An 8,458-nucleotide genomic window follows, 5' to 3' on the forward strand; every position below is an offset into this window, starting at 1 on the left:
GGGTTTTACCGAATGTTCTCCTCCGCCCGATGAACTCGGCCCAACACTCCCGTCCCAGCCCGGTGATGAGCTGGTAGGTGACAAGATAGGCATCATGGCCTTCCATCACCTGGGAAAAGTCGCGGAGCACCGCAGGCCGGAAGGCGGGAGCGATAAATTCCAGAATGTTCTTCTTCCCGATAAAGGCCGGGTAGTCCGCCGCCTCGACAATGCGGCCGGCAGCTGCATTCGAAAAGAGCAAAATTCCCGAAAAGTCCGTGATCACAATGCCGTCAAGCGAACTTTCGACCAGTACCCGGAACTTCTCCTCGCTTTCCCTGAGCGTCTGCTCCTGGACAGCCAGCGCCTCATAGTTCGAACGAAGTTCCTCTTCGGTGGCGCTCAACTGCTCGTAATTCTGCCGGAGTTCTTCTTCTGTCTGGGCAATCTGCTCGTACGCGTTATGGAGTTCCGTATTACTCTGGAGCAGCTCCATCTCTGCTTTTTTCCGCTCCGTGATATCGGTCCCCATCGCAATGGTGGCAACCGGGGTGACGCCGTCATCTGCATAGATGTTTGCCGAGTTCCAGAGCACGGTCCGGGTGGCGCCATGGATGGTCTTGACCGGAACTTCGACACCCTCCCATTTCTCGCCAAAAAGGGCACGACACATGAGATCGAGGGAACCCTTGCGCGATTCATCGGGGAAGAGGACATCGAAGTCACGCCCCAGCACATTTGATTCGGTAAAACCGGTCAGTTTCTCAAACGCCTTGTTGAACCCGGTGATCCGCGAGTTGACGTCCCATGTCACGATCGGATTTGCCGCGTACGAGATGAGATTGGAGAGGTAGGTGTTGGTCTCCGCAAGCTTCTTCTCGCGCTCAAGGAGAGCCTGCTCTTTTTTGCTGAGTGCCTCGTAATTCTGGCGGAGTTCCTCTTCAACAACGGTCAGTTTCTCATAGGCCTTCTTCAGGTTATCCGTTGCCTGTTTCCGCTCGGTATTGTCAAGGAACGTCTCGAGCAGACACTCCCGGCCGTGGAAAGTGAACGGGACCACGTACTTGATGATATCGCGCTTCCCGCCATCCGCCGTCAGGAGGATGCGCTCGGCGTTGTCCGCCTCCTGGTGCAGGTCCGTGATCGGGCACCGGCCCTGTTCTGCCGGGCAGATGAACTGGTGGCAGACCCTGCCAACGATCTGGTCCTTTGACCTCCCCATCATCTGTTCAGCTGCCGGGTTCAGGTCGAGGATCTCGTGGGTTTTTCCATCGACGATAAGAATTCCCCCCTGCACCGAGGCATAGATCCGTTCAAGGTAATCCCGGCTTTCCGTTAAGGATCGCTCTGCCTGTTTTGTCCGGACTGCCTGCCGTATTTTGTGGGCAAGCTCGGCGAACTGCGCGTCAGGATCGCCACCTTTCTGGAGGTAGAAATCCGCCCCGTTGTTGAGGGCCTGGATAACCACTTCCTCGCGGCCCTTCCCGGTGAAAAGGATGAAGGGGATTATCGGGAACCGCTCGCGGACAGCCTGCAAGAACCGGATCCCGTCCAGTTCATCCATCTGGTAATCCGAGACAATAGCGTCATACTGCTCCTTCTGGAGAAGATCCAGCGCGGCCTTCGGCGAGACGATGGGCGTAACCGAAAAATCGCCGCTCTCCTCAAGAAAGAGTTTCCCTATCTCAAGCAGGTCGCTCTCATCATCAACATAGAGAACGCGAATGCTGTCCGGCATTAGTACTCCATCTCTCCTGTGTAGTATATCCCTTTCGCTGCCGGCGATCCGTGCGCCCATTCAGGGATGAATTGCTCGGAAATCTCCCGTTGTCCGATAGTAGCTGGGGAAAAAATGTACGGGGGGTCATGATGCGCTCTGCACCATGGGATGTGCCCGTCAGAGGAGCCCGTGCCGCGCTTTCATCTCCTGCCACCCGGGCTCGCTCATCAGGACGCCAAGCCCGTGATTGATCGTTGCCTGCAGGGGAGTGTCACTGTTCCGGATCGCAACCGCATACGTGTCCTCATCCATGGTATTCCCGATGATGACCAGCGGTTTTCCCCTGACCGCCCGGGCCTGCGTAGGAGCCTGGACGAGGGTGGCGTCAACAGTGCCGTTCACAAGAGCGCCCGTCACGCCGGAGATATCCTTGTACAGGGAGAGGTTTGCCTCCGGCATCCTGCCGGTTTCGACAAGGTTCACTTCAACCCATTCCTGCTCGGTCGACCCTGCCTGGGCACCGATCCGGATCTTTCCGCTGGTGAAGTCCTCCATCGTGAACCCGGATCCCTCGCGGACGGCAATGCTCCGGGTCACGCGGTAGTACGGGACCGAGAAGTGCACCAGGGCGCTCCGTTCCGGCGAGACGGTCATCCCCGACCAGATCATATCGATCTTCCTGCTCTCAAGGGAGGAGATTGCGCTGTCCCAGGGAATTGCCACGAAGGTTACATCGAATCCTTCGATCTCCGCAACCCGGCGGGCGGCATCGATGTCAAAGCCGGAGAAGTTCCCGGTGCTGTCCTGCACCGAGAAGGGCGGGAAGTCTGCATCGACACCGATAACGTAGTGCGGGGGGGTCTCCTGCGGGATCAGGGTCGTCACCGGTGCCGTGCTGTGCGGGGCAGAGGTGCACCCGGCAGCAGCAATGCATCCGATAACAAGGAGGAGGATGAGGGGGATGGCGATCTTCATGTACTGAAAAACGCAGGCCGGAAATTTATGTATTTGGTACCGGAAAAAATGTGACGAGGAAAAGCAGCCACGAAGGAGCCGGGACAACAGGGCACTGGCGGCGTTACTATTTCGCGGTCTTCCGGTCCTTCTCACGGTAGCCTTCGAGCAGCACGGTCATGATATTCTTGACCGGCCTGTCGGTGTGGCCGGCAATGTGGAACTCGCAGAACGGGCAGGAGGTTATGACGATCTCCGCGCCGGTCTTGCTGATCTCATCGCCCCGCCTCTTCCCGAGCGCTGCCGCTTCGTCCGGGTTCCCGGACCGGACCCCGCCCCCCGAGCCGCAGCAGATGGCCGGCATTTCCACGAGGTCGACAACCTGCCGGATCAGCTGCCGGGGCTCCACCTTCACGCCCTGCCCCCGCATCAGGTGGCAGGGATCGTGGTAGGTCGCCTTAATGGGGAGTATTGCCGGGGGTTCGATGCCGTATTTTGTGAGGAGCTCGTTGATGTCGATGACCGTAAAGGGTGTCTCGTAATCGTGCTTGAGCGTGCTGCCGCAGCCGGCGCACATGGTGAGCACGGTGTCGATCTTCCGTGACGTGAAGGTCTCAATGTTCCGCCGTTTCAGCTCGTCGATATACGCAAGTTGCCCGGTCCGGATCAGTGGCGAACCGCAGCAGACCTGCTCTTTGGGGATGATGACCCGGATACCGTTCCGCTTCAGCACTTCCATGGCATCGAGGGCGGACTGTTGCTGCCGGAGGTTGTACACGCAGCCGATGAAGAGCCCGACCGTTGCCTTCACGGGGCCGTCCGGTTCGATGACATCGGGAACTTTTTCCAGGAACGATTCTGATGTCCGGGGAATGCTTCTTCCCGTCTCCTGCACCATGGCTGCCACTTCCTTGTGCCGGGGCAGCGTGAACCCGCGCCGGTTTGCATGGGCCCGGAGTTTTTCGATCGCCTTTGCCGGTGTCTGGATCTCTTTTGGGCAGACCTTCCAGCAGGCCTGGCAGGTGGTGCAGGTGAAGAGCCCGTCACGGACCGCATCGCTGATCCGGTCGCCGCTGTCGCGGGGATCAAGGGCAAGCCGCATCTCCTGCCGCATTGCTGTCGGGCCGATGAATTTCGTGACATCGACAGCAGGGCAGACGGAGACGCAGGACAGGCATTCGATGCAGTCCTTCAAGGGCTTCATCGCTTCGATATCCGCCTTCTTCGGCATCACGATCTCCGTTTTTGGCACAAGGGACGCGATCTGCTCAAGCCGGGGCACAAGGTCCGTCACGAGGTCTTTTTTCACGTCGAGGTTCAGCGGCTCGACCTTCATGTTGTCTGTCGCCTCTTCCATGCAGGCCAGCACCGGCTCGCCGTTCACCCGCACGGCGCACGAGCCGCACTGCCCCGATGCGCAGGACCAGCGGTACGAGAGCGTGGGATCAATGGAGTCGTGGATCGCATGCAGCACGTTGAGGACACGGGCGCCGTTGTTGACTTTCACCTGGTAGGTTACGTACCGGGGCTCCTTGTCTACGTCCGGATCGAACCGGCGGACCGTAACCGTCAGCTCCTTCATGCCTTTGCCTCCTTTGTCTCGATCCCCTGGCGGGTGAGCGAGACGAACGTGTGCCCGAAGGGTGAGTGCTCCGGCTCGTGGGTCTTTGCAACGTCCGTCCTCACATGGGCCCCGCGTGACTCCGTGCGGAGCAGGGCGGACCGGCAGATGAGCGAGGCTGTCAGGCACATGTTCTGGACAATGCAGCACTCGGCGAGGTTGCGTGCCGACGCGGCCTTCAGGTTCACGGTCTGGAGATGCCGGATCGTGTGCAGCGTCTCCTCGAGAGCGATCGAAGTCCGGAAGATCCCGGCTCCTTCCCACATCGCGAGCTGGAGCTGCCTCTTCACCTGCGCCGGGTTCGTGCTGCCCGAGAGGAATGCATCGAGCCGTTTGCGGCAGGCATCCACCTGCCGTTCGTCCACGGCCTTCTTCCGCACCGGGGCTTTGCCGGCCGCTTCCCCGGCCCGCTTTCCGAAGACCTGGGTCTCAGCAAGGGCATTGCCGCCAAGCCGGTTTGCGCCGTGCACGCCGCCCGAGACCTCGCCACAGGCAAAGAGGCCATGGAGCGTTGTCCGGCATTCGGGCGTGATCCTGAGGCCGCCCATGATGTGGTGGGCGGTTGGGGCAACCTCCATGGGTGTCGTGCGGATGTCTACACCGAATTTTAAAAACTGCTCGAGCATCACCGGAAGACGTGTTTCGATATGTTCGCGGGAGAGGTGCGTGACATCGAGGTACACCCCGCCGTTCTTCGTGCCCCGGCCTTTGAGGATCTCGGTTGCGATGGCCCGTGCCACCACGTCGCGGGTGGAGAGTTCCATCCGTGCCGGGTCATAGGCCTTCATGAACCGCTCGCCGTTTGCGTTCTTTAAGACCCCGCCCTCGCCCCGGACCGCCTCGGTCACGAGCCGGCCCCGGGCATCGTAGGGGATGATCGCACCGGTCGGGTGGAACTGGACCATCTCCATGTCAATCAGCTCCGCACCGGCCCGGTACCCCATCGCGTACCCGTCGCCCGTGCCGCTCGACGAATTGGTGGATATGTCGTACACTCTCGTCCCGCCGCCCGTTGCAAGGACCGTGCTGTCCGCTTTCATGACAACAATATTGCCCTTTTCGTCAAGCGCCAGTGCCCCGATGACCACGTCGCCTTCTTTTAAGAGATCGATGACGGTGTATTCGTTCAGGACCGTGACGTTTTTTGCGTGCTCCATCACGTACGAGAGCCGGTCCACCAGCGTCATCATCATCTCGTGGCCGGTCCGGTCGCCCGCATAACAGGTCCGGGGGAACCGCTGGCCCCCGAACGGCCGCTGGGCAACTTCATCCGTGTCCGTGAAGTCGAAAACGGCCCCCCACTTCACGAGATCGCCCATCCTCATGGGGGCTTCCCGTGTCAGGATATCCGCAAGCTGCGGGTCATTTAAGAACGCCCCGCCCTTCATCGTGTCCTCAAAGTGGCCCCCGCAGGTGTCCACGTCCCGGAGCACCGCGTTATACCCGCCTTCCGCCATCGTGGTGCACCCTCCCTTGCCCACGATGGTCTTGGAGATGAGCACCGTCTCCCCGTACTGCGAAGCCTCTATCGCGGCACGTACTCCTGCACCGCCGCTGCCGATCACCAGAACGTGGCAGCCCACGACCTCATCTGCACGCATCTTATTACAGATTGGATCGTATAGTAAGATAAATAAATAGCAAAAGGCACGAGTGAGCGAGAGCATGAAACTCTTAATGAAATTCGGCGGGACATCCGTTGCCGATGCACAATGCATAGGAAAGGTTGTCGATATCTTAGAAAAACACCACAAAGCGGGAGACGAACTTGCCGTGGTCGTATCGGCCCAGCGTGGCGTGACCGACCAGCTCATCGAGGTCGCGACCGCCCTCCCGACGGCTAAGGACAACAGCGCAATCGCCCCGCTGATCCAGTCGCTCTCAAAGCGGCACATCACGACTCTCGAAGGCGCCGCACCCGACCATATCGCGGAAGTCGGGGCAGCGATGGAGGAGAACCTCATCCGGCTCGAGAACATCTTAAATGCGATCTACAACCTGCGGGAACTCACTCCCCGCTCGAAGGACTACATCATCTCGTTCGGTGAACGGCTCCTCGCCCCCATCCTCTCCGCCGCGATACAGCAGCGGGGCATCCCCTCCTCGGTGATGGACGGCTGCGAGGCCGGTATCCTCACCACCCCCCAGCACGGCGAGTCCACTTCCCTGCCCGAGAGCGACGAGCGGATCAAGCGCCGGATCGGCCCGCTGCTCAAAAAAGAGATCCCGGTGATCATGGGCTTCATGGGCTGCACCCGCGAAGGGATCCTCACGACGCTCGGCCGGAGCGGTTCGGACTACTCGGCCTCCATCATCGGCGCCGGCATTGACGCGGACGAGATCTGGATCTGGACCGATGTGGACGGGATCATGACCTGCGACCCCCGTGTGATTAACGACGCCCGCGTCATGCCCTCGCTCTCGTACATCGAAGTGATGGAGCTCTCGTACTTCGGCGCAAAGGTCATGCACCCCCGCTCCATCGAGCCGGCGATGCGGAAGGGCATCCTCGTGCGGGTCAGGAACACTTTCAACCCGGCCCACCCCGGGACCGTCATTGTCCGCGATGGAAAGCGGGACCACCGCGTGGTAAAAGCCCTGACCTATATCGAGAAGGTGGCGGCCATCAATATCTGCGGCGCCCAGATGATCGGCAGGCCCGGCGTTGCAAAAGCGATCTTTTCCATCCTTGCCGATAACGAGGTGAACGTGATGATGATCTCGCAGGGCTCCTCTGAGGCAAACATCTCGCTCATCGTTGACGAGACGCACGTCTCCGCCGCGGTGAAAGCCCTTTCGGAACTGGCAAAGGAAGGGGTTGTCCGGCAGGTCTCCCACAATCACGATGTCTGTGCGGTTGCCGTTGTCGGGGCTGGCATGGCCGGGGCGCCCGGCACCGGCGGCCGGATCTTCACGGCGCTCGGCAAGGCCGGCGTCAACGTGATGATGATCTCACAGGGATCGAGCGAGGCGAATATCTCCTTTGTCGTGAGCCAGAGCGACGGGCCGCGTGCCTGCCGTGTGCTCCATGATGAGTTCAAGCTCTCGGAGGCAAGCGATGAGTAAGACTGTGGCAAAGAAGCCTGCGGCAAAGAAGATGACCGTAAAGAAGACGACGGTAAAGAAACCGGCAGGAAAACCGCTAGCAAAAAAGCCGGTTGCGAAGAAAATGCCGGTGAAGACAGCCCCGGCAAAGAGCGCCTATGCCAAGGCCGGCGTGGATATCGACCTTGAGGCAACGGCCATCAAGGCGTTGATCAAGAACCTGAAGCACCGGCGGAAGGGCAACTACACGATGATGGGCGGCGTCGGCCATTTCGCGGGGCTCATCGATTTCGGCCCGCTTGCCCTCGCCCTGACCACGGACGGCGTGGGCACCAAGATGCTCGTTGCCGACCAGCAGGAAGACTGGACAACGGTCGGCATCGACTGCATTGCGATGAACGTGAACGACCTCTATGTCATGAACATGGAGCCGGTCTCGTTCGTGGACTATATCGCGACCGACAAGCTCTCCATCGATAAAATGGCCCAGATCGGGAAGGGCCTGAACGAAGGCGCAAAACAGGCGAACATCGACATCGTTGGTGGCGAGACAGCATCGCTCCGCGGCCTCGTCCACGGCCTCGACCTTGCCGGCGCCTGCCTTGGCGTCCAGGACAAGAAGAAGATCATCACGGGCGAAAAGATCCGGCCCGGGAACAAAATCATCGGGATCCCCTCGACCGGCATCCACAGCAACGGCCTCTCGCTCGCCCGCCGGGTTGTCGAGAAGTACGGCAGCTACGATGAGAAGCTGAAGAACAAGAAAACTCTCGGCGCCGAGCTCCTCACCCCCACCCGGATCTACAGCGAAGTGCTGAAGGTCACCGCGAAGTGCACCGTGCACGGCATGTGCCACGTTACGGGTGGCGGCCTGCTGAACTTCAAACGCCTCTCGAAATACGGCTTTATCATCGACAACCCGATCAAGCCCCCCGAGGTTTTCGACTGGATCCAGAAGAAGGGCGACATCTCGGACGAGGAGATGTACCGCACGTTCAACATGGGCATGGGCTATGCGTATGTCGTGCCGGAGAAGAGCGTTGCGTGCGTGCTGAAGATGGTTCCCGGTGCTAAAGTGGGTGGCGAAGTTGTGAAGGAGCCGGGGTCGTGGCTCGGTGAGCTGGAGAGAAGGTAAGGTG

General features: G+C 60.1%; 6 protein-coding genes. 2 read left to right on the plus strand and 4 right to left on the minus strand.

The genetic code is table 11. The features are described 5' to 3' along the window. From CW742_RS03610 to tfrA, 4 genes are all read right to left on the minus strand, one after another. A partial coding sequence (locus CW742_RS03610) for a PAS domain S-box protein (protein ID WP_292416574.1) occupies nt 1–1,717 on the minus strand: 1,717 nt, incomplete at its 3' end. 159 nt (nt 1,718–1,876) lie between these two features. Beyond that, nucleotides 1,877–2,674, minus strand: a complete 798-nt coding sequence (locus CW742_RS03615; RefSeq protein ID WP_292416577.1) for an ABC transporter substrate-binding protein — start codon at nt 2,672–2,674, stop codon at nt 1,877–1,879. Nucleotides 2,675–2,780: 106 nt separating this feature from the next. Beyond that, the gene (gene tfrB / locus CW742_RS03620) at nt 2,781–4,235 is read right to left on the minus strand and encodes a fumarate reductase (CoM/CoB) subunit TfrB (RefSeq protein ID WP_292416580.1); all 1,455 of its coding nucleotides are present in this window, start codon (nt 4,233–4,235) and stop codon (nt 2,781–2,783) included. Continuing rightward, nucleotides 4,232–5,875, minus strand: coding sequence for a fumarate reductase (CoM/CoB) subunit TfrA (gene tfrA / locus CW742_RS03625; RefSeq protein WP_292416582.1), 1,644 nt, complete (start codon nt 5,873–5,875; stop codon nt 4,232–4,234). Before tfrA ends, tfrB begins: the two co-directional genes overlap by 4 nt. 64 nt (nt 5,876–5,939) lie before the next feature. Here tfrA and CW742_RS03630 point away from each other — a divergent pair, with 64 nt between their 5' ends. After that, a complete protein-coding gene (locus tag CW742_RS03630) occupies nt 5,940–7,340 on the plus strand; it encodes an aspartate kinase (protein ID WP_292416584.1) in 1,401 nt (466 codons plus the stop codon). Continuing rightward, nucleotides 7,333–8,454 carry a phosphoribosylformylglycinamidine cyclo-ligase gene (purM, locus tag CW742_RS03635; RefSeq protein WP_292416587.1) on the plus strand — a complete coding sequence of 374 codons (1,122 nt, stop codon included), beginning with the start codon at nt 7,333–7,335 and terminating at the stop codon, nt 8,452–8,454. Before CW742_RS03630 ends, purM begins: the two co-directional genes overlap by 8 nt. Nucleotides 8,455–8,458: the final 4 nt, after the last annotated feature.

Source organism: Methanoregula sp. (genome assembly GCF_002835825.1).
GTDB lineage: Archaea > Halobacteriota > Methanomicrobia > Methanomicrobiales > Methanospirillaceae > Methanoregula.

Bases quoted from the DNA above. Each gene is read 5' to 3' on its own strand.
- purM (WP_292416587.1), top strand. From the start codon at position 7,333: ATGAGTAAGACTGTGGCAAAGAAGCCTGCGGCAAAGAAGATGACCGTA.
- tfrA (WP_292416582.1), bottom strand. From the start codon at position 5,875: ATGCGTGCAGATGAGGTCGTGGGCTGCCACGTTCTGGTGATCGGCAGC.
- CW742_RS03630 (WP_292416584.1), top strand. From the start codon at position 5,940: ATGAAACTCTTAATGAAATTCGGCGGGACATCCGTTGCCGATGCACAA.
- tfrB (WP_292416580.1), bottom strand. From the start codon at position 4,235: ATGAAGGAGCTGACGGTTACGGTCCGCCGGTTCGATCCGGACGTAGAC.
- CW742_RS03615 (WP_292416577.1), bottom strand. From the start codon at position 2,674: ATGAAGATCGCCATCCCCCTCATCCTCCTCCTTGTTATCGGATGCATT.